This is a genomic window from Peribacillus sp. B2I2 (genome assembly GCF_041261685.1).
Taxonomy (GTDB): Bacteria; Bacillota; Bacilli; order Bacillales; family DSM-1321; genus Peribacillus.
The window spans coordinates 3516542-3536858 of sequence record NZ_JBGCCB010000001.1 but is presented as its reverse complement, the minus strand read 5'-3'; the positions used below and the strand labels follow the sequence as shown (position 1 = coordinate 3536858).

Below are 20317 nucleotides of genomic sequence, written 5' to 3'. Positions count from 1 at the left end.
AACATCAAGTTTAAATCCTTCTATTTCAAAACAAAAAAGACTTTAGGCAAAAGGAGTTCTACCTTAATGTTAAAACAAAGTTGATTGGAACGGAAGGTACGAGACTCCCTTGGACGCGGAAAGCGAGTGCCTGAAGTGGAAATCAACATTCAAATTTTAAAAACCTAAAAAAACTGGAGACAAACTCAATTATTATCGAGTTTGTCTCCAGTCTGACCCTGTCTTTATAGGCAGGGTATTTTTAATATTGTTCAACTTGGTTCAGTATGAAGCCAAACATGACAGGTACTTTATCATTTTTTCCACTACTCTTTCATATCATGATTTGAAAGAGTAGAGGAGGAAATGCGATGGAATCTACAATCATTTTATTGGATGAAAAAACGGATCAAGCAACTAAACAAATGCTGCAGAATGTCGTGGATCGAAAAAAAAAGTTCGAGGCTCTTAAAAGGAAACACCTTCAAAGCTTATGGGCAACCATGATTGTTGCTACCCTTTTTTTGGTTTATCTTTATTTTTATATCGTTGTACCTTATTCTTATTCCTTTTTCAGTATGTTTAGTGTTTTCGTCGACCATTTTAGCCATTTCCTTTTTTTGGCGGCAGCCATAGGGCTATATGGATATATGATATTAATTAAAAAAAAGCTCGATAAAGCAGAAAAGGAGTTTCAGTTGCTTCGCTGTGAAATTATTAATAAAAGTAAGCAGTTATGGGAAAAAGAGGAAGAATGGAAAAGTCGCCATAAGGTTTTTGAAATGATGAAGAAGAATTATGATATTAACTTATATCATGAAAATAAATGAATGATCGCGTTAAATCATATTTAATTGCGAGTAATATGGTTTTATGGTTATATGAAGATAACTCTTGGGATTAGGATGGAAAGAAGGTTTACGAAAGATGTTATTGGTATCTGGATTATTTTTAGTCATCATTCTGCTGGTATTTGCCACGATTATTTACATGTGGCGTATGGCCAAGCAAGATAGGTTGATTTTTCAAGACTTATTTTTCAATGACTTTCCTGAAGGGTTTGGCGATGTTCGGATTTTTTTCATATCTGATCTTCATCGACGGATCATATCGGATAGATTAATTGAGGGAGCACGTGACAAGGCTGATCTGGTGATCATCGGCGGGGACATAAGGGAAAACGGGGTTCCCTTGGAACGTGTGGAAAAAAATATATTGAAATTAAAAGAACTTGGCCCCCTTTATTTTGTTTGGGGAAATAATGATTATGAAGGGGATTTCCATGAGCTTGATGCAACCCTTTTGAAACATGGAGTGAAAATCCTTGATAATACAGCTGTTTCTTTTGAGTCTCAAAATGGCAGCAAAATCGCTCTTCTGGGCATTGATGATATAACGGAAGAACGAGATAGGCTCGATCTTGCGTTGTCGGATTGCGGGAATGAAGCTTTTCGGATTTTGGTGAGTCATAACCCATTGGTTAAGAAACAATTGACTCCGGAACACCATATAAGTCTCGTTCTGTCAGGTCACACCCATGGAGGGCAGATTCGCATATTTGGATTCGGTCCCTATCAGATCGGCAGCATAAAAAAAGAGGGGGACTGTTTGTATATGACGAGTAATGGCTATGGGACAAGTACAGTGCCTTTAAGGCTTGAAGCAAAGCCGGAAACGCACTTATTCACCCTGAAAAGGGGGGCATGCACTAAAATAGGCGAAGCGGTGGAGCAGACCTATTAAGCTGCTTTTAATCGAGCCTATCGAGATTTTACAGACTTAAAAAAATCCACTATAATTTCAACAATTGATCGTACAGTTATTGGAGGCCTTGTAAAACCATGCAAGAAGGTAAATATAATATAAAGGCAGTTTCAAAACTGCTAGACATTCAGCCAGGAACCCTAAGGGCGTGGGAAAGGCGATATAAATTTATCGAACCTGTCAGGAATGAATCAGGGCACCGGCTGTATACAGAAAAACATCTGCAAATCCTTAAATGGCTCATCAATAAAACAGAGCAAGGTTTTACGATAAGCCAAGCCGTTTCGCTACTTGAAAGTACAGGCTATCTGGCGACTGGAGTTCCTGAAACGAACCGTAAGGATGAACAAACGACTAAGTTATCGGATGAATTAATTGAAGCTCTATTAAATTTCAATGAAAATAAAGCCCATATGCTGATAAGCCAAGCATTCAGTATGTATACAATCGAACATACCATAGTTGATCTACTCGGTTCAATATTGGTTCAGATAGGGGATAAGTGGGAAAGGGGGGAAATTACTTCCGCTCATGAACACTTTGCTTCGAACATCTTAAAATCCAGGATCAGCTCAGTCATGCATACGATTCCGACTAACGGTTTTCTTCCGAAAGCCCTTACCGTTTGCGCCCCTGGTGAAAAACATGAATTCGGACTGTTGGTCTTTACCATTTTTTTGAAGCGGAAAGGATATGAAACCATTTATTTGGGAGAATCCATCGCGGATAAGGATCTTTTTACCGTTTTAAACATCATAAGACCCTCTTACTTATTCATGTCATGTTCACTAAAAGAGAATCTCGATAGAACATTTAGGCTGGTTGAGGAGTTAATGAAGGATTTCCCGGATTTGAAGGTGGGTCTTGGAGGTGCGGCGCTGAGCCTTATATCCGAAGAGAAACGTACTGCCTTCAGCGGAGTTTTGATGGGGGACACGCAATCGAAATGGGAAGAATGGCTGAAAGGTTAGCGATCGGCTGTGGAGAAATAATGGATATGCACCCTGCGACCAAGGCTTCATATGATGTATGAAGATGGTAACCAGGGGGCATTTTTTTATGAAGCTGGAGCGATTAACTAATAATAAAATCAAGATTTTTTTGACCCTTGATGATTTGATTGATAGAGGTATTACAAAAGAAGATATTTTAGGGAATTCCTTTAAGGTCCACAAGTTATTCCAGGATATGGTTGAAGAAGCGTGCGAAGAACTCAGCTTTAAAATGAGTGGTTCCATTGCAATCGAAATTTTTTCCCTGCCTGCACAGGGATTGATAATCATCGTAACAAAGGACGAAGAGGAACTATTGACAGACGAAGAGGAATTCTTGGATTTGCAGGTGAAAATTGATGACTTCCCCCATATTCTGTATGTTTTCAATGATTTTGAAGATATCGTCCAATTATCTCATCGATTGTCTTTGCAAGGTTCGCTTAAAAGTACTCTTTATCATTATGAGGGAAGATACTATTTACTTATCGAAAATGTTAAAGACACGACCTATGACACGGTCATCTCTTTAGCGGCTGAGTATGGCCATGCATCAACATTGACACTTTGCCGCATCAATGAATATGGAACATGCATAATCCAGAATGAAGCGATACATGTTTTGATCACACACTTCAGTTAGCTGCAATACGAATGAGACAAGGCAACCACATAATGGAAAAACAATGCGGTTTGCCTTATCTGTCTCACCTTTTTGGCCGGAGAAGATGTACGGTAAAATAGTAAGAAAACAGTTGATATGATAACGTTTTCATTTTTAGAATATTTCCAACTTTTAAATTCCCATTTTTACTCTTGCATAAATATATCGAAGGTGTATACTAGCACATGAAGAGGACTATTTGTACATTATAATTTTATATATGGATGAGATTTTCCCTAGGAGGTACTTTTAATGGAATCGGCAAAAGGTAATAGCCATGTAAATGAAGAAGAAAAACACGACGTACTGAGGTCTACCCAAACTGTAATACATAAAGCTTTGGATAAGCTGGGTTACCCGGAAGAAGTTTATGAGCTTTTGAAGGAACCATTGCGTTTATTAACGGTGAAGATGCCAATCCGCATGGATGATGGGTCAGTGAAAATTTTCACGGGTTACCGTGCACAGCATAATGATGCTGTTGGGCCTACAAAAGGTGGTATCCGTTTTCACCCTAATGTAACGGAACGTGAAGTGAAAGCATTATCCATTTGGATGAGTTTAAAATGCGGCATCGTTGATTTACCATATGGCGGGGGTAAAGGCGGTATCGTTTGTGATCCTCGTAATATGTCCTTCCGTGAGTTGGAAAGGCTAAGCCGGGGCTATGTTCGCGCAATTAGCCAAATCGTGGGGCCGACTAAAGATATCCCGGCACCTGATGTATTTACAAATTCTCAGATCATGGCTTGGATGATGGATGAATACAGCCGTATGGATGAATTCAACTCACCAGGATTCATTACGGGTAAACCGCTTGTACTTGGTGGTTCTCATGGCCGTGAATCAGCAACTGCCAAGGGTGTAACGATTTGTATCAATGAAGCTGCCAAGAAACGGGGCATTGATATTAAAGGGGCACGGGTCGTCATTCAAGGTTTTGGTAACGCAGGTAGTTTCTTAGCTAAATTCATGCATGACGCAGGTGCTAAAGTTATTGGTATTTCAGATGCCTATGGTGCTCTACATGATCCTGAAGGACTGGATATCGATTATCTTCTCGATAGGAGAGATAGTTTCGGAACCGTAACGAAATTGTTTAAAAGCACAATTTCAAATAAAGAATTGCTTGAATTGGATTGTGATATTTTAGTTCCGGCTGCAATTGAAAACCAGATCACTGAAGAAAATGCTGCTGATATTAAAGCAGCGATCGTTGTCGAGGCGGCAAACGGACCTACAACAATTGAAGCGACACAAATCCTAACGGATCGTGGAATCCTTCTTGTTCCAGATGTCCTCGCTTCTGCTGGTGGAGTAACGGTTTCTTACTTCGAGTGGGTACAAAATAATCAAGGATATTATTGGTCTGAAGAAGAAGTGGATGAAAAGCTGGAAAAAATCCTTGTGAAATCTTTTAATAATATTTATGAACTTGCACAATCCAGACGTGTTGATATGCGACTTGCGGCTTATATGATTGGCGTAAGGAAAATGGCTGAAGCTTCACGCTTCCGTGGTTGGATCTAAAAGATTCAAATTCTTGTATTGATTATAGTGAAAATCATGTTGATTGCTTTATCATTGAAATGATTTGTAAAAACTCCTATCATGTATTGATAGGAGTTTTTATTTTTAGACGAACGAATTACATAGTGCATGGAAAGGCAGTGGAGTATAGATGAATGTTGAAGAAGTCATTATCATAGGTGGGGGCCCTTGTGGATTGGCTGCTGCGATCGCTCTTAAAGAAGTGGGAATTCAGTCCCTGATCATTGAAAAAGGTAATGTGGTGGATTCCATTTACCGTTATCCAACACACCAAACATTTTTCAGTTCAAGCGAAAAACTGGAGATTGGTGATACCGCATTTATTATCGAAAATCGTAAGCCGGTCCGTAATCAAGCGCTAGCCTATTATAGGGAAGTAGTCAAAAGGAAAGAATTGCGAATCAATAAATTCGAAAAAGTGGAAAAAGTGGAAAAACGTGAAGATGGGAAATTTTTAGTCAAGACATCAAAAGGTGACTATACAGCTCTACATGTGATCGTATCGACCGGATACTATGATCATCCAAACTATATGTGCATTCCGGGCGAACAGCTTCCTAAAGTGTTTCATTACTTCAAGGAGGGCCACCCCTACTTTAATTGTGATGTTGCCGTCATCGGTGGTAAAAACTCAAGTGTGGATGCGGCTCTGGAATTGGTCAAATCTGGCGCAAGGGTTACAGTCCTTTATAGAGGATCGGAGTACTCTTCAAGTATCAAACCATGGATTCTCCCGGAATTTGAATCATTAGTCCGCAATGGAACGATTATGATGGAGTTTAATGCGAATTTGGACAAGATAACTGAAGATAGTGTCATATATCATGTAGGTGAAGAGGAAAAAGTTATTAAAAATGATTTTGTGTTTGCCATGACTGGTTACCATCCTGACCATTCCTTTTTGGCTTCAATGGGCATAAATATTGATAAGGAAACTGGAAGGCCTTCATATAACGAGGAAACGATGGAGACGAATGTTAAAGGTCTTTATATTGCAGGAGTTCTGGCAGCCGGAAATAATGCGAATGAAATCTTCATCGAAAATGGCAGGTTCCATGGTGGTTTGATTGCCTATCATTTGGCTGTTAAAGAAAAGTGAATTAAACGAAATGGAGATGGTTGAATATGGGAAAAATATCATTAATTACCACAGGTGGGACTATCGCCAGTAAAGAAACCGCGAATGGTATGTTGGCCTCTGGTGCATTGACTGGCCATGAGTTGGCATCACTTTGCGAATTGCCAAATGGTATCGGGGTTAAAGTGGTTAATCTTTTTCAGATTTCAAGCATGTCCATGTCCTTTGAGAAAATGCAACAGCTTAAATTGGCCATCCAAAAGGAATTGGAGGATCCGGAAGTTACGGGAATTGTCGTGACCCACGGTACGGATACACTGGAGGAAACGGCTTATTTCCTTGATGTCACGAATAAGGATCCACGTCCAATCGTATTAACCGGATCCCAACGGTCACCTCAAGAGGTGGGAACCGATGTATATTCCAATCTAAGGAATTCGATATTATGCGCTGCAAGTGATCTAATTAGGGATGTTGGCGTAGTTGTCGTTTTTAATGAGCGAATCTATTCAGCAAAGTATGTTAAAAAAGTGCATGCTTCCAATTTGCAGGGATTCGAATCTTTTGGTTATGGATATTTGGGGATAATTGATAATGATGTCGTCAGCATCTATCAAAAACCTTTACATAGGGAGTGTTATGATATTCGGAATCGCATCCCAAGAGTGGATATCATCAAGTGCCACACAGGCGCTGATGGTATCTTTATTGATGCTGCGGTTGCCAACGGTGCGAAAGGCATCGTGCTCGAAGGTGTAGGAAGGGGACAGGTTACTCCACAAATGGTAACTTCCATACAAAATGCAATCGATAATGGAGTAACGATCATCATGGCTACTAGTGCAGAAGAAGGAAAAGTTTACCCAGCTTATGATTATGAAGGCAGCGCATTTGATTTAAAACAACGTGGCGTGATATTAGGTGCTGATTATGACTGCAAGAAGGCTAGAATTAAGTTAGCTGTCGTGCTGGCAAGCGAAAACTCTATAGATGAAACTTTCTTTAAGTACTGACGGATTAAATAATTGTTGGAAGTCTTGATTCTTGGATTCAGTTTTTCTTCATTCCATGGTACGATTAAGGAAAAGAAGAGGAAAAGAGGGTCAGCTAATGCTGGTCATGTTGTCAGCGGCCATTGCGCCAGGATTGGCGCTACTGAGCTATTTCTATTTGAAAGATCAATATGAAACCGAACCGATATCGGTTGTGGTCAAAACATTCTTATTCGGTGTCTTTCTTGTTTTGCCGATAATGTTCATACAGTATGTGCTCGAAACGGAACATATCTTGAATACCGATTTAGCTAATGCTTTTTTATGGGCTGCACTGCTTGAAGAATTTTTCAAGTGGTTCATACTCATTTATGTTATTTATCAGCATGTGGCATTCGATGAGCCATATGATGGGATTGTTTACGGAGCTGCAGTCTCCCTTGGATTCGCTACGATGGAAAATATTCTGTACCTGCTAGCCAACGGGGTTGAACATGCATTTCTAAGAGCCGTTCTCCCAGTATCCAGTCACGCTTTGTTCGGTGTGATCATGGGGTATTATTTGGGCAAGGCGAAATTTTCAGCTTCGAATAATAAGTTCTATTTATTATTGGCATTGATCATACCAATTTCATTACATGGGGTTTATGACTATATTTTGGTTTCTCAAAAATTTTGGGTGTACTTCATTATGCCATTTATGATTTACCTATGGTGGTTAGGCATGAAAAAAGTAAAAAAAGCACGATTGTTGTCTGACTTTCATGCAGAAAAACTTTCCCAAAACCATTCCCTTAGCAAATAGACGAATACTACCAAAACGGAGTGCTGGCATATTTTGCCCGCTCCGTTTTTTTTATGGGTTGGAATAAAAAAGACAGTTAAGAAGAAAATAGAATTACATTAATTCAAGAAAAAGAGGAGTGTTTTTGATGAAAGGAATTTCGTCAAAATGGAAATGGCTTTTGCTGTTTTCGTGTATTACTATTTGTTTCGGAATTTACCCGGAAGCAAGAACAAGTGCCTTTTCGAGCCAAGTCATTCAAAAAGGTGCGGTTGGCGATGATGTAATTGAACTGCAGGCACGCTTACAAAACATCGGATACTATAATGGAAAGATTGATGGAGCCTATGGATGGGGCACTTATTGGGCACTTCGAAACTTTCAACAAGATTTCGGGCTTCCAATCGATGGCTTTGCAGGGACTTCAACAAAACAGAAGTTGGCGAATGCATCTAATTTCAATAAAAAATTTGTTCACGAACAGATCAATAAAGGGAACGAGTTCACCTATTATGGGGGAGTACCCATTGAAAACCAGGTGAAAGTGAAAGCGAATGGATCCAAGTCTGGTGGAGGCACACCTGGAAAAGCCCCTTCCAAAACAGCGACATCAGCCAATCTTCCAGGAGGATATTCTCAAAACGATATTCAGCTGATGGCCAATGCCGTTTATGGGGAGGCGCGAGGGGAGCCGTATACAGGTCAGGTTGCCGTTGCGGCTGTAATACTGAATAGGGTGGAAAGTGCAGCTTTTCCGAATACCATTTCGGGCGTGATTTTTGAACCTGGAGCCTTTACGGCTGTTGCGGATGGACAGATTTGGCTGACACCAAACGAAAGGGCAAAAGAAGCCGTGGTGGATGCCATCAATGGTTGGGATCCAACCGGTAATGCAGAATATTATTTTAATCCCGCTACGGCAACGAGCAAATGGATTTGGTCAAGAGAACAAATTAAAAGAATCGGAAAACATATCTTTTGTAAGTAAAGAGGTGAAGGAAAATGATCAGGAATATAGTGATTGCCCTGCTTGTTGTAGTTGTTGCAGGAACTGCATTCTGGGGCTATCAAGAACATAAGGAAAAAAATGCTGTACTAATCAACGCGGAAAATACGTATCAGCGAGCCTTTCATGATTTAAGCTATCAAGTAGATTTATTGCACGATAAGGTCGGCAGTACTTTGGCTATGAATTCACGTTATTCATTAAGTCCAGCTTTAACAGATGTTTGGCGTATCACTTCAGAAGCCCAAAGTGATGTCGGGCAGTTGCCATTGACCTTGCTTCCTTTTAATAAGACAGAAGAATTTTTATCGAAAATTGCGGACTTCAGTTATAAAACGGCTGTACGTGACCTTGAAAAAGAACCATTGAATGATCAGGAATATTCGACTTTACAATCCTTGTACACACAGGCAGGAGACATCCAGGGCGAGTTAAGAAAAGTGCAGTATCTAGTCCTTAAAAACAATTTAAGGTGGATGGATGTCCAAATGGCACTTGCATCAGGAAAAGAAAATTCGGATAACACAATCATCGACGGATTAAAAACGGTAGAGAAAAAAGTATCTGGGTATGGGGAAACGAATGAGATGAATCCGACTTTTACTTCTGCACAACAGAGGGATGAAAACTTCAAAAATTTGCAAGGTGAAACCATTTCAAAAGAAGAAGCAATTGAGACAGCAAAAAGCTATGCCCATTCAAAAAGCAGAAATTTGAAGGTGAATGTTGAAGAAAATGGCAAAGGTTCCGATTATGGATTTTACAGTGTGAGCATCCTCGATAAAGAATCCGATATCGAAATGAATATGGATTTGACAAAAAAAGGCGGTTACCCTATTTGGTATATCAATAATAGGGATGTGAACAAGACAACCATTGATTTGAATCAAGCCTATACAAAAGCCGAAGAATTTTTAAGGGAACATGATTTCAGTTCACTTGAACTATTTGAAAGTGCTCAGTACGATAATATCGCATTACTGAATTTCGTGACATCTGAAAATGGAGTCAAGATTTATCCTGATTCAGTCAAGGTTAAAATTGCATTGGATGATGGATCCGTTATAGGGTTTTCAGCCGACGAGTATTTAAAATCACATAAAACCAGGGAAATAGGGAATCCGAAAATATCCGAGAAAGAAGCTAAGGACAAAATCAACGCGAATGTGAAAATAATGGATGAAGGAAAGGCGTTAATCACCAATGATATTGGTGAAGAAGTTCTTTGTTATGAATTCCTTGGTACGATTAAAGATGATACGTACCGCATTTTCATTAATGCAGACACCGGTCAAGAAGAAAAGGTGGAAAAATTAAAGAATTCCGAACCGGTATATGAAAATTTAATTTAAACTGCTAAGATGATTCATACACAGTGGGGAAATGTGCCTAGCACTTTCCCTTTTTTTATTTCATGACATAATAACTTAAATGATTTATGGATTATATGGGAAGATTAATGGGTAATATTATGGGTTTCCTTCATACAAGGACGTGGACGGAGATTCATTATTTAAGGTTAAAAACCAAGGTCATTCGTTTAACGGAGAAAGAGTATGTGAATATGCTGCTGCACGTCCAAGTTCTTGAACCGACAAAAAATGATGTACAGACATTATGAGATTTATTTTTGAAAAGCAGGTGGACTGAAAGAAAAAAGGCTTGTATGTTTGACATGATTGAATGAAAAACAGTGATTCCATCCATACTGCTAATATAAACAGTATGGAAGGTGCGGCTTATGAAAACATTTGAAAGACTATTAATTAAAGTGATCATCATCCAATTGGTCTGCTTATTTTTTTTCCAGTTCCTTTTAAGCAGGGAGGATCAAATCTTTGATTTGACCAAGCTCTCGAAATACGAAGGTGTCACTAGCAATAATTATACGAAAATCATTGAAACTTTCAATGGGACCCCAAAGTGAAAGCGGTGATCCGCTTTTTTTGTATGAAGGTTTTTCGATAAAGGATAATTTTGATGGCTGTATAAACCGAAAGTTGAACAAAGGTGATTTTGAACGAACACATCCCTTTTATTAATGATTTTCCCGCTAGTTGTGATAAAATGAAAGGGTACTAAATAATCAGCATGATTGTAGGATTCTTGGGAGGATTTATGGAAAAAAAATTATCAGTTGCAATCGATGGACCAGCTGCTGCTGGGAAAAGCACGGTTGCTAAAATTGTTGCAGAAAAGTTCAATTACATATATGTGGATACAGGTGCTATGTACAGGGCCCTTACCTATAAGGCCCTTAATCAAAAGATTCGCCTGAATGATGAACAAGCATTATCTGAAGTTCTCATCAATACAGAAATCGAATTAAGACCAAGTGAAAATGGGCAGTTGGTGTTCGTCGATAATGAGGACGTGACAGCCCAAATCAGGAACAATGAAGTGACCGGTTCTGTTTCGGAAGTGGCAAAGCACAGGAGCATCCGGGAAGAAATGGTGCGCAGGCAGCAAATCTTTGGTGAAAATGGCGGAGTCGTCATGGATGGCAGGGATATCGGTACGCATGTCTTACCAAACGCCGAGGTAAAGGTATTTCTTATCGCTTCTGTAGATGAAAGGGCACAGCGGAGGCATCAGGAAAATATTTTGAAAGGTTTTCCATCCGATATTGAAAAATTAAGGGAGGAAATTGCTACTAGGGACAAGCTGGACTCTGAACGCGAGGTATCGCCCCTGAAGAAGGCAGCGGATGCTATCGAAATTGATACGACTTCATTATCGATTCAAGAAGTTGCAGAAAGTATCATGTCTTTAATAGAAGAGAGGAAAAGATGACATTGGATTTTTACACATTTGCCAAGAACGTCGTAAAAGGCGTTTTAATGCCTTCGTTTAGGGTTAAAACGCTCGGAAAGGAACATTTCCCTAAAGAGGGCGGAGTATTGATCTGTGCCAATCACATTGATAATTTGGATCCGCCTATAGTTGGCATAACTTCACCAAGGGATATTCATTTCATGGCGAAAGAAGAGTTGTTTCATGCACCGGTTTTAAAGGGTATATTACCAAGAGTAAATGCATTTCCGGTGAAGCGGGGCAATAGTGATCGCGAATCTCTTAGAAAAGGGTTAAAGATTTTGAAGGAAGGCAAGGTGATTGGACTGTTTCCCGAGGGTACCAGAAGTAAGACAGGTGAATTGGGAGAAGGTTTGGCGGGTGCTGGATTTTTCGCGCTGAGATCTGATGCCGTGATCATACCGTGTGCGATCATCGGCCCATATAAATTTTTGCGTCCGTTGAAGGTCGTATACGGCCCTCCAATAAATTTTACCGAATATCGGGAACGGAAAATATCAGCCGATGAAGCTACCAAAATCATCATGGACCAAATTGGGAAATTGATTTCCGAGCATAAATAGTCCTTCATACTTGACAATTTTCTGATTTTGTTAGAATTTATAAAATAGGGGTATTGTTCCTTATTGGGGATGAAAAGGAATATAACCTTATAACTCTAAAGAAAACTGTTTTTATCTTTATTAGGAAAGTGTTTTTATTGAACCACTTTAAATAAAATATGTGGCCGATGAAGAGGAAGTTAGCTGATCAGTCATGGGTTAAGGAGGAGTTAGTAATGACAGAAGATATGAACCAGGTAGAAGTGAACAATTACAAAGTTGGGGATCAAGTTAAAGCAACCGTTTCAAAGGTGGAAGAAAAACAGGTCATTGTCGATGTGGAAAACAGTAAGACTAATGGGATCATTCCTATAAGTGAGCTTTCAAGCCTTCATGTCGAAAAGGCGTCAGATGCCGTTTCGGAAGGTGATGTATTGGAGCTGGAAGTCATTAAAGTTGAAGAAGAAGCTATCATTCTATCAAAACGTAAAATTGACGCTCTGAAAGCATGGGATGACCTGGAATTGAAATTTGAGAACGGAGACGTTTTTGAGGCCGAAGTTAAAGATGTCGTCAAAGGCGGGCTTGTTGTAGATCTAGGCGTACGTGGATTTGTTCCAGCTTCTCTTGTAGAAGACTATTTCGTTGAAGACTTTTCTGATTACAAAAACAAAACTTTAACATTCAAGATCGTTGAGCTTGAGAAAGACAAGAATCGCTTGATCCTCTCACATCGGGCAGTCGTTCAAGACCAAAAGGAAAAACAAAAAGCAAACGTTTTGGATAAAATCGAAAGCGGGCAAGTGCTTGAGGGCGTGGTCCAAAGGATTACCGATTTTGGTGCATTCGTGGATATTGGAGGCGTAGACGGTCTTGTCCACATTTCCCAGCTTTCCCATCAGCATGTCGAAAAAGCATCCGATGTCGTTTCAGAAGGCGATAAGGTGCAGGTGAAAGTCCTATCCATTGATCGTGATAATGAAAGGATTTCACTTTCCATTAAGGATACTCTTCCGGGACCATGGGCAGGCGTTGCCGAAAAAGCGGCAAAAGGCTCTACACAAGAGGGAATCGTTAAACGCCTTGTTTCTTTCGGTGCATTCGTGGAGATTTTCCCAGGGGTAGAAGGGCTTGTCCATATTTCACAGATTTCGCACAAGCATATTGCCACACCACAAGAAGTACTTAAAGAAGGCCAGTCAGTCGAAGTGAAAGTCCTGGATGTCAATGAAACGGATCAACGTCTATCATTGAGCATTAAAGAACTTGAAGAGCCACAATCCAATTACAACACATCAGATTATGAGCTTCCTGAAGAAACGAAAGGCTTTCAGCTAGGTGAAATGATCGGTGATCAATTGAAAAAACTAAAATAAGATAATAATGGTGATGGCCTTGGAGAGAGAACAACGAAAGTTAGATCATATAGAATTTGCGCTAAAAACAGGTCAGCAGCATAAAACCGGATTAGAAGATATTTCGTTCATTCATCAAAGCTTACCAGGGATTTCCTTGAATAATGTGAACCTCACAGCAGAAGTTGGCGGACTTGAATTAAGTTCGCCGATTTTTATAAATGCCATGACTGGAGGCGGAGGCCCTGAAACCGAAAAATTGAATGGTGACCTTGCCATTGCAGCCCGGGAAACAGGAATCGCTATGGCGGTTGGATCACAAATGGCAGCCATCAAGGATTCTAGCCAGCAGGCCTCCTTTAAAGTGGTAAGACAGGAAAATCCCGATGGGGTGTTGATTGGTAATCTCGGTGGTGAAGCAACAGTCGAACAGGCAAAGCGAGCTAGCGAAATGATCGGGGCTAATGCACTGCAGATTCATATTAACGTCATTCAGGAATTGACGATGCCTGAAGGGGATAGGAATTTTGCGGGTACCCTTTCGAGAATAGAGGAAATTAACAGAACTATCGGAATTCCTGTCATCGTAAAAGAGGTTGGGTTTGGGATGAGTATGGAAACGGTGCAACAGTTACATTCCGTAGGTGTTTCGATCATTGATGTAGGTGGGTTTGGCGGAACAAATTTTGCTAAAGTCGAGAATGAAAGACGAGCGAAGATACTCGAGTATTTTAATGAATGGGGAATACCGACAGCTGCTTCGATAGTAGAAGCTGTTAATGTCTCACCTCAGCTGTCAGTCATTGGATCGGGTGGGATTCAAAGCCCCTTGGAAATTACAAAAAGCCTGGCCTTAGGAGCGAAAGGTGTAGGGTTAGCCGGACATTTCCTCAAGCTGCATAAAGAGTTGGGCCTGGTACAACTGATTAAAGAAATAAACTACATACATGAAGATTTAAAGATCATCATGACTGCACTCGGGTGCTGTAATATTTCAGAGCTAAGGAAATCCAAAATAGTCATCAAAGGCAACACCTATCATTGGTTATCTCAAAGAGGCATTGATTGTTCGGCATATGCTAAATGAATGACCACAAAAAGAAGCATCTCGATTGAAACAAATTGAGATGCTTCTTTTTGTTGAGGATAGACTTAACTATTCCTTCTTCTTGCCTCTTCAGGACTTTCCATGCTTGTTGCCCCTTTTTTATCCAATGATTGGTCCCTGTCGGACTCCACCCGTTTACTTTCTTTCAATTTCTTCTCTTGCCGATCTTTGCCCATGTTTACACCTCCTTCTTTAGTTGATAGTGGGAAGGTTTTATGCATAAATATTTGCAGTTCCACATTAAATGCCGGGCTTACGTTTATACTTTGAATAAACAAGCCATAATGTTTCCTAAAAGGGGGACGATGCATGGATGGAATTTTGTTTTATTGGATGTCATGGATAGTTTGGGTCATTGTCATGTATTTTATTCCAAAAACGGTTCCCTTTCGTTTTGATTTTCTTTTTCATCTATTGGCCGTAATGATATTGGCGGGGTATAAACTGGAATTTTCCCTGGTTTCCGTGCATTTGAGCGGTCCATATCTTTTCTTTATACTGTGTGTGTATATTAGGAAGCAATCAATCCTCAAGATAATGGAACTGATCAGCGGCAGTCTTATCATCACTCTCGCTTATGCCAGTTTTCAACTTTTTTCTTTGCTTGATCCGATATGGCTCATCATGAAACCCTCTTATCTTTTGTGTATTTTCCTGAATTATCTAATCCTTTTGCTTTTTAAAAATTGGAAACATCGATTGTTCGTCCTTTTAAATGGCTTGATAATGGGTGATATCATATATTCCGGATTGCTTGTTTATCACTCTTTGCCCCATGTGGGCCTTGCGTACGCATGGCATGATAATGCAGTGCTGATATTGGGCGCAAACATACTATGGAGAATATTGGAGCTTTTTGGCCAATACATTTATTTATCATCCCAATCGAGATTTTTATCAAAACAAGGAAAAGAGAATTTTAATCAATGAAGAGTGAGTATGGTGGAAAATAGGCAAGGGGTGTTATCCGCTTTAATCAAAAGGCTGCAGTTAAAATGGAATCAAAGGGTATTGGAAGGCTTTTATGCATACAATCATTGTTGATTGGCGAGAAATTTGTTACTATAGGATAGTTAGAGGTCTGTAGATAAATCGTAAAATGCTCTAAACAATTAAAAAGGAAGCAGTATGCCGAAAGCTTTCTTCATTTTTTTGGGCTGTTTATAATCACGTTTTAGCATGCTGAGGGTTCGGCTTCACGTCACCTGAGGAACTGGGTAGTAAAGTGGACAAACTGCCTGTTAATACTTGATACGTTTAACTGAACATCAGTAGGATTACTGATGAAAGTTTCCCTTATATGATGATGGATACAGCCTTTTCCTTTAAAAGGAAAAAATGAAAATCAATAATGCAAAGCAACCGTAAAAAATGCATTCATGAATTTCGTGACTTTGACAGAGATATAGTAGCAGAAAGGGTGAATAGCAATGCCAAAACCGGTAATTGCGATAGTCGGTCGTCCGAACGTAGGAAAATCGACAATCTTTAATAGAATAGTGGGAGAACGGGTTTCGATTGTCGAAGACGTTCCTGGAGTAACACGGGACAGGATTTATAGTTCAGGTGAATGGTTGACACATGATTTTAACATTATTGATACAGGTGGAATTGATATCGGAGACGAGCCGTTCCTTGAACAAATTCGCCAGCAGGCTGAAATTGCCATCGACGAAGCGGATGTGATCATTTTTATGACGAATGGTCGTGAAGGTGTAACGGCTGCTGATGAAGAGGTCGCTAAAATTCTCTTTAAATCGAGAAAGCCAGTTGTCCTTGCAGTCAACAAAGTCGATAACCCAGAAATGAGAGATCAAATCTATGATTTCTATGCGTTAGGTTTTGGCGATCCATTCCCGATTTCCGGGTCTCATGGACTTGGTCTTGGTGACCTTCTGGATGAAGCGGCCAAACACTTCCCTAAATTCAGCGGCCAGGATTATGCTGATGATGTCATTAAATTCAGTTTGATCGGAAGACCGAACGTAGGTAAATCATCCCTGGTCAATGCGTTGTTAGGTGAAGATCGAGTCATCGTAAGTGATATTGAAGGAACGACTCGCGATGCGATCGACTCTCCTTATAAATATAATGGCAAAGAATATGTCATTATTGATACAGCTGGGATGCGGAAAAAAGGGAAAGTGTATGAAAGTACGGAAAAATATAGCGTACTTCGTGCATTAAGGGCAATTGAACGTTCAGACGTTGTTCTTGTGGTCCTTAACGCTGAAGAAGGTATTCGTGAGCAGGATAAAAAAATTGCCGGATATGCCCATGAAGCGGGTAGAGCGGTCATCATCGTCGTCAATAAGTGGGATGCCATCGAGAAAGATGAAAAAACGATGAAGGATTTTGAAGAAAAAATCCGTGCCCATTTCCTATTCTTGGATTATGCGCCAATCATTTATCTTTCTGCCTTAACTAAAAAACGGACACATACCTTAATACCAGTCATTGATCAGGCTAGTGAGAATCATGCTATCCGTGTTCAGACAAATGTATTGAATGAAGTGGTCATGGATGCCGTGGCGATGAATCCGACACCGACTCATAATGGCAACCGTTTGAAAATTTATTATACGACTCAGGTAGCGATCAAGCCGCCTACTTTCGTTGTATTCGTTAACGATCCTGAGTTATTGCATTTCTCATATGAGAGGTTTTTAGAAAATCGAATTAGGGATGCCTTTGGTTTTGAAGGAACACCAATACGAATTTTTGGACGTCAGAGAAAATAGTAAAAGGTGGTTATACAATGGTGAAAGCAAAAGAAAGCATCGCAGTGATTGGTGCAGGTAGCTGGGGAACTGCTTTAGCGATGGTCATAGCTGATAACCAGCATGAAGTGAGATTATGGGGACATAATCAGAAACAAATTGATGAAATCAATCAAAATCATACGAATGGAAAATACTTGCCTGGGATTGAATTGCCTTTGGGGATTCAAGGGTATTCTTCCATTGAGGAAGCGTTGGTCGGGATTGAAATAATAATCTTGGCTGTGCCGACTAAAGCCTACCGGGAAGTGCTGGGTCAGATTAAAGAGGCTCATGATAAACCATTGACAATCGTTCATGTGAGTAAGGGGATTGAACCTGATTCCCTGCTTCGTATTTCGGAAATGATTGAAGAAGTATCTTCGGCGGATTGGCTTAAAGATATAGTGGTTCTTTCAGGGCCGAGCCATGCAGAAGAAGTCAGTCTTCGTCACCCGACAACAGTTGCCGTTTCTTCAAAGAATATGAAAGCTGCCGAAAAGGTTCAAGACATCTTTATCAACAATAATTTCCGTGTGTATACAAATCCGGACTTGATTGGCGTTGAAATCGGAGGGGCATTAAAGAACATCATTGCCTTAGCTGCCGGCATTACGGATGGGTTAGGCTATGGTGATAATGCCAAGGCTGCCTTAATAACACGTGGATTGGCTGAAATTTCCCGTCTAGGGGTGGCCATGGGAGCTAACCCACTTACTTTTTCCGGATTAGCTGGAATAGGTGATTTGATCGTCACTTGTACAAGCGTTCATTCCCGAAATTGGAGAGCTGGGAATATGCTTGGTAAAGGGCAAAAGCTTGAAGAAGTATTGGAAAACATGGGTATGGTCGTCGAAGGTGTCAGAACGACTAAAGCCGCCTATCAATTAGCTCAGAAGTACGAAGTGAATATGCCGATTACTGAAGCCCTGTACGATGTCTTATTCAATGGGGAAGAAGTGAAAAAGGCACTTGACCTTTTAATGAATCGTTCAAAAACGAATGAAATGGAAGAACTTTTTAACATATTGGATAGCAGAAAGCAGGATTAACCTCGAATCTGTTGATTTTAATAAAAGAATTTCATTAAATTAGGCATTCGATGATGCGCCTTGCCATGTATCAGCATACAATGCAACGAAAGTAAACTAGTAATTTGACCTCGGCACGGGGGGATTTAGTCAAATGAGCGGAAGATATCTTGATATCTTCTGCTTTTTTTATGGGCAAAAATCAGCGGTTCTCTTTTAGCTAACTTTAAGGATTATGAATAATTGAATAGGTTATTCAAATTTGCATCAAATATTCTCCTTATTTCCTTATTTTTTGTTAAATTTCGACTATTTTTTTTGGTATGAAAATTGCGAAGTGTAATATGACCAATAAAATTATAAGGAATTCCAGAAAAGTTGGTTAACTTTTCTGCTTAAATGGGAAGGGGAATGATACATGCAAACAGGTCAATTGAAAAGGTCTTTAAACTTATGGCATATCGTATTGCTTGGTGTTGGATATATGACGCCGATGGTTGTTTTTGATACATTCGGGATAGTTTCCGAAAAAACGGGGGGGCATGTGCCAACCGCTTATGTCATCGCTCTTTTAGCGATGTTGTTTACAGCAGCCAGTTATGGGAAAATGGTGAAAATTTATCCGCAGGCAGGTTCAGCCTATACTTATACACAAAAAACGATCAATCCGCATTTAGGCTTCCTTGTCGGATGGTCATCGATGCTTGATTACTTATTTTTACCGATGGTGAACGCCATTTTAACAAAAATATACTTAACAGCACTTTTTCCGGAAGTATACCCGTGGATATGGGTGGTGGCATTTGTCCTTTTAATGACAGGCATTAACTTATTCAATGTTAATTTTGCTGCCAACTTTAATAGCTTTCTTGTTTTTTTTCAAATGTTGGTCATCATTATTTTTGTGGCACTTGTCGTTAAAGGAGTCATGAGTGGAGAAGGAACAGGAGAGGTCTTATCGGTTCAGCCATTCATCGGGCCTCATATTGAAATGTCGACGCTCATAACAGGTGCTACAATCCTTTGTTTTTCATTTCTGGGGTTTGACGCTGTCACTACATTATCGGAAGAAACACCAAATCCAACCAAAACGGTTCCCCGGGCCATCTTTTTGACTGCCCTTATCGGAGGGATTTTATTTATGACGGCTTCATTCTTTACACAGTTATTTTTCCCGGATGTTTCCCGTTTTAGCGATCCTGAAGCGGCTTCCCCGGAAATTGCCCTTTTCGTGGGCGGGAAGTTATTTCAAGCCTTCTTTCTTGCAGGAACTTTATCCGGTACTCTTGCCTCCGGTCTTGCATCTCATGCTAGTGTTTCCAGGTTGTTATATGTCATGGGGCGTGACCAAGTGATCCCGAAAAAACCATTTGGGTTTGTTCACCCCAAATACAACACGCCATTCTTTAATGTCATATTCGTCGGGGTCATTTCAATGGTTGCCTTATTCCTTGATTTGGTTACGGCTGCTTCCCTCATAAACTTTGGGGCTTTAATTGCTTTTACTTTCGTGAATATTTGTGTAATCGTCCATGCAATTAGAAACAAAAGTTTCCTTACGATTAAGGGATTTCTTACAACTATTCTGTCCCCGGTTATTGGCGCGGCATCGGTCTTCATCCTTTGGCTTAATCTTGGTATGAGTTCATTGATTCTAGGAGTTGTCTGGGCGGTTATTGGAATTGGTTATCTTCTGTACCGGACAAAATGGTTTACGGACTCCCCTCCGCTATTTCATTTTGAAGAAGCCCAGTGAATCCAAGCTATTCACGAAACGAAGGAGGTTGTTATATATTTCTGATGCTTTTGATTGCGTACAGTTACGGACAGGGCAAAAAGGTCATTTGATCGGGCCGGTTCGGTTCGACATATGCTTACAGAAACAAGTCGATTAATCC

The 20317-nt window shown here is 40.1% G+C and carries 21 protein-coding genes; 20 read left to right on the top strand and 1 reads right to left on the bottom strand.

The annotated features are described in order from the left end of the window. Window positions 1–350 precede the first annotated feature (350 nt). From ABIE66_RS17395 to fni, 16 genes are all read left to right on the top strand, one after another. Window positions 351–809 carry a YpbF family protein gene (locus ABIE66_RS17395; protein WP_370015708.1) on the top strand — a complete coding sequence of 153 codons (459 nt, stop codon included), beginning with the start codon at window positions 351–353 and terminating at the stop codon, window positions 807–809. Window positions 810–906: 97 nt separating this feature from the next. Further along, on the top strand, window positions 907–1722 hold the full coding sequence (locus ABIE66_RS17390) for a metallophosphoesterase (RefSeq protein WP_289327343.1): 816 nt from the start codon (window positions 907–909) through the stop codon (window positions 1720–1722). Between the two features lie 98 nt (window positions 1723–1820). Next, entirely contained in the window at window positions 1821–2714 is an 894-nt protein-coding gene (locus tag ABIE66_RS17385; RefSeq protein WP_370015707.1) for a MerR family transcriptional regulator, read from the top strand. A gap of 88 nt (window positions 2715–2802) precedes the next feature. Continuing rightward, a complete protein-coding gene (locus ABIE66_RS17380) occupies window positions 2803–3378 on the top strand; it encodes a genetic competence negative regulator (RefSeq protein ID WP_289325628.1) in 576 nt (191 codons plus the stop codon). A 273-nt stretch (window positions 3379–3651) separates the two neighbouring features. Beyond that, a complete protein-coding gene (locus ABIE66_RS17375) occupies window positions 3652–4929 on the top strand; it encodes a Glu/Leu/Phe/Val family dehydrogenase (protein ID WP_289325627.1) in 1278 nt (425 codons plus the stop codon). 151 nt (window positions 4930–5080) lie between these two features. Continuing rightward, on the top strand, window positions 5081–6049 hold the full coding sequence (locus ABIE66_RS17370) for a YpdA family putative bacillithiol disulfide reductase (protein ID WP_289325626.1): 969 nt from the start codon (window positions 5081–5083) through the stop codon (window positions 6047–6049). A gap of 26 nt (window positions 6050–6075) precedes the next feature. Beyond that, complete coding sequence (locus ABIE66_RS17365; protein ID WP_370015706.1) at window positions 6076–7041, top strand: asparaginase; 966 nt, start codon at window positions 6076–6078, stop codon at window positions 7039–7041. 97 nt (window positions 7042–7138) lie between these two features. Continuing rightward, entirely contained in the window at window positions 7139–7825 is a 687-nt protein-coding gene (gene prsW, locus ABIE66_RS17360) for a glutamic-type intramembrane protease PrsW (RefSeq protein WP_289325624.1), read from the top strand. Between the two features lie 127 nt (window positions 7826–7952). Then, window positions 7953–8792 (top strand): spore cortex-lytic enzyme, encoded by an 840-nt coding sequence (gene sleB / locus ABIE66_RS17355; RefSeq protein WP_289325623.1) that lies wholly within the window; start codon window positions 7953–7955, stop codon window positions 8790–8792. 14 nt (window positions 8793–8806) lie between these two features. Then, complete coding sequence (ypeB, locus tag ABIE66_RS17350) at window positions 8807–10162, top strand: germination protein YpeB (RefSeq protein ID WP_289325622.1); 1356 nt, start codon at window positions 8807–8809, stop codon at window positions 10160–10162. A 107-nt stretch (window positions 10163–10269) separates the two neighbouring features. Further along, window positions 10270–10431, top strand: coding sequence for a hypothetical protein (locus tag ABIE66_RS17345; protein ID WP_289325621.1), 162 nt, complete (start codon window positions 10270–10272; stop codon window positions 10429–10431). A gap of 120 nt (window positions 10432–10551) precedes the next feature. Beyond that, window positions 10552–10737: a YpfB family protein gene (locus tag ABIE66_RS17340; protein ID WP_289325620.1), complete on the top strand. Its 186-nt coding sequence runs from the start codon at window positions 10552–10554 to the stop codon at window positions 10735–10737. 191 nt (window positions 10738–10928) lie between these two features. Then, entirely contained in the window at window positions 10929–11603 is a 675-nt protein-coding gene (gene cmk, locus ABIE66_RS17335; RefSeq protein ID WP_289315812.1) for a (d)CMP kinase, read from the top strand. Then, window positions 11600–12187, top strand: coding sequence for a lysophospholipid acyltransferase family protein (locus tag ABIE66_RS17330; RefSeq protein WP_289315813.1), 588 nt, complete (start codon window positions 11600–11602; stop codon window positions 12185–12187). The genes cmk and ABIE66_RS17330 overlap by 4 nt, the downstream gene beginning before the upstream one ends. A 215-nt stretch (window positions 12188–12402) precedes the next feature. Further along, window positions 12403–13542, top strand: a complete 1140-nt coding sequence (gene rpsA / locus ABIE66_RS17325; protein WP_370015704.1) for a 30S ribosomal protein S1 — start codon at window positions 12403–12405, stop codon at window positions 13540–13542. 19 nt (window positions 13543–13561) lie between these two features. Next, window positions 13562–14608 (top strand): type 2 isopentenyl-diphosphate Delta-isomerase, encoded by a 1047-nt coding sequence (fni, locus tag ABIE66_RS17320; RefSeq protein ID WP_289325618.1) that lies wholly within the window; start codon window positions 13562–13564, stop codon window positions 14606–14608. A 65-nt stretch (window positions 14609–14673) separates the two neighbouring features. On the opposite strand, the gene ABIE66_RS17315 is transcribed toward fni, so the two are convergent. Further along, window positions 14674–14805 (bottom strand): YpzI family protein, encoded by a 132-nt coding sequence (locus ABIE66_RS17315; RefSeq protein ID WP_289315816.1) that lies wholly within the window; start codon window positions 14803–14805, stop codon window positions 14674–14676. Between the two features lie 133 nt (window positions 14806–14938). Here ABIE66_RS17315 and ABIE66_RS17310 point away from each other — a divergent pair, with 133 nt between their 5' ends. The 4 genes from ABIE66_RS17310 (at window position 14939) to ABIE66_RS17295 (ending at window position 20175) form a co-directional block, all read left to right on the top strand. Further along, window positions 14939–15559 carry a YphA family membrane protein gene (locus ABIE66_RS17310; protein ID WP_370015702.1) on the top strand — a complete coding sequence of 207 codons (621 nt, stop codon included), beginning with the start codon at window positions 14939–14941 and terminating at the stop codon, window positions 15557–15559. A 500-nt stretch (window positions 15560–16059) separates the two neighbouring features. Beyond that, a complete protein-coding gene (der, locus tag ABIE66_RS17305) occupies window positions 16060–17370 on the top strand; it encodes a ribosome biogenesis GTPase Der (protein ID WP_230156953.1) in 1311 nt (436 codons plus the stop codon). A gap of 17 nt (window positions 17371–17387) precedes the next feature. Then, entirely contained in the window at window positions 17388–18440 is a 1053-nt protein-coding gene (locus ABIE66_RS17300) for an NAD(P)H-dependent glycerol-3-phosphate dehydrogenase (RefSeq protein ID WP_370015700.1), read from the top strand. A gap of 397 nt (window positions 18441–18837) precedes the next feature. Further along, window positions 18838–20175 carry an APC family permease gene (locus tag ABIE66_RS17295; RefSeq protein WP_370015699.1) on the top strand — a complete coding sequence of 446 codons (1338 nt, stop codon included), beginning with the start codon at window positions 18838–18840 and terminating at the stop codon, window positions 20173–20175. Window positions 20176–20317 lie beyond the last annotated feature (142 nt).

Coding starts and splice junctions, on each gene's coding strand:
- der (WP_230156953.1), top strand. CDS start 16,060: ATGCCAAAACCGGTAATTGCGATAGTCGGTCGTCCGAACGTAGGAAAA.
- ABIE66_RS17390 (WP_289327343.1), top strand. CDS start 907: ATGTTATTGGTATCTGGATTATTTTTAGTCATCATTCTGCTGGTATTT.
- prsW (WP_289325624.1), top strand. CDS start 7,139: ATGCTGGTCATGTTGTCAGCGGCCATTGCGCCAGGATTGGCGCTACTG.
- ABIE66_RS17395 (WP_370015708.1), top strand. CDS start 351: ATGGAATCTACAATCATTTTATTGGATGAAAAAACGGATCAAGCAACT.
- ABIE66_RS17385 (WP_370015707.1), top strand. CDS start 1,821: ATGCAAGAAGGTAAATATAATATAAAGGCAGTTTCAAAACTGCTAGAC.
- ABIE66_RS17330 (WP_289315813.1), top strand. CDS start 11,600: ATGACATTGGATTTTTACACATTTGCCAAGAACGTCGTAAAAGGCGTT.
- ABIE66_RS17365 (WP_370015706.1), top strand. CDS start 6,076: ATGGGAAAAATATCATTAATTACCACAGGTGGGACTATCGCCAGTAAA.
- cmk (WP_289315812.1), top strand. CDS start 10,929: ATGGAAAAAAAATTATCAGTTGCAATCGATGGACCAGCTGCTGCTGGG.
- ABIE66_RS17375 (WP_289325627.1), top strand. CDS start 3,652: ATGGAATCGGCAAAAGGTAATAGCCATGTAAATGAAGAAGAAAAACAC.
- ABIE66_RS17300 (WP_370015700.1), top strand. CDS start 17,388: ATGGTGAAAGCAAAAGAAAGCATCGCAGTGATTGGTGCAGGTAGCTGG.
- ABIE66_RS17295 (WP_370015699.1), top strand. CDS start 18,838: ATGCAAACAGGTCAATTGAAAAGGTCTTTAAACTTATGGCATATCGTA.
- rpsA (WP_370015704.1), top strand. CDS start 12,403: ATGACAGAAGATATGAACCAGGTAGAAGTGAACAATTACAAAGTTGGG.
- ABIE66_RS17315 (WP_289315816.1), bottom strand. CDS start 14,805: ATGGGCAAAGATCGGCAAGAGAAGAAATTGAAAGAAAGTAAACGGGTG.
- ABIE66_RS17370 (WP_289325626.1), top strand. CDS start 5,081: ATGAATGTTGAAGAAGTCATTATCATAGGTGGGGGCCCTTGTGGATTG.
- ABIE66_RS17340 (WP_289325620.1), top strand. CDS start 10,552: ATGAAAACATTTGAAAGACTATTAATTAAAGTGATCATCATCCAATTG.
- ABIE66_RS17345 (WP_289325621.1), top strand. CDS start 10,270: ATGGGTAATATTATGGGTTTCCTTCATACAAGGACGTGGACGGAGATT.
- ypeB (WP_289325622.1), top strand. CDS start 8,807: ATGATCAGGAATATAGTGATTGCCCTGCTTGTTGTAGTTGTTGCAGGA.
- ABIE66_RS17310 (WP_370015702.1), top strand. CDS start 14,939: ATGGATGGAATTTTGTTTTATTGGATGTCATGGATAGTTTGGGTCATT.
- sleB (WP_289325623.1), top strand. CDS start 7,953: ATGAAAGGAATTTCGTCAAAATGGAAATGGCTTTTGCTGTTTTCGTGT.
- ABIE66_RS17380 (WP_289325628.1), top strand. CDS start 2,803: ATGAAGCTGGAGCGATTAACTAATAATAAAATCAAGATTTTTTTGACC.